General features: G+C 59.0%; 1 pseudogene. It reads left to right on the top strand.

The features are described 5' to 3' along the window. Positions 1 to 66: 66 nt before the first annotated feature. Positions 67 to 258, top strand: a pseudogene (locus tag XpopCFBP1817_RS21100) (IS1595 family transposase); the annotation flags it as partial. Positions 259 to 559: the final 301 nt, after the last annotated feature.

Here is a 559-nt window from a genome sequence, read left to right as displayed (position 1 = left end):
GATGGCCGCGGCCTTGTATCCCGGGTTTGGAAAAGGAAGCATGGAGCAGCGTGACACTTCGCCAATCGCGGCATCGGCGGCGTGTATCACGCCATCGCGCAAGGCAAATACGCAAGGCGGTATCTGGGAGAAGCGGCCTATCGTTTTAATCGTCGATTCTGCTTGCGCGACATGCTGCCACGACTGGCCACGGCCATGATGCAATCCACACCATGTCCAGAGCCGGTTCTGCGTGCGGCGAGCAATTTTCACGGCTGAGAGTCAGGGCTAATCAGGACGCGGCATCATAGGCACAGATGATGCTGGAGCGCTGCAAGCCTCGGGCAGTCGGCGTCGACAAACTGCCCAGTGCCGTAAAACCACGCGGATCTGCCACCTGGATACGGCGAGTGTGCGGACTGGCAGTGCCGAGCTAGCCTGCTAACTACGATGAAAGAGCTCTGATGTGGGCGGCTTCAACTCTGGATCGCAACACCAACGGTTGTGAAGTAGTCCAGGCGACCTGACCTGAACGACTTCACCGCCAAGTGGAGTTGCCCATGTCATCCAGCCGCCTGGA

Origin of the sequence: Xanthomonas populi (genome assembly GCF_002940065.1) — a bacterium.
Lineage (GTDB): Bacteria > Pseudomonadota > Gammaproteobacteria > Xanthomonadales > Xanthomonadaceae > Xanthomonas > Xanthomonas populi.
This window is presented reverse-complemented; position numbering and strand designations above follow the sequence as displayed.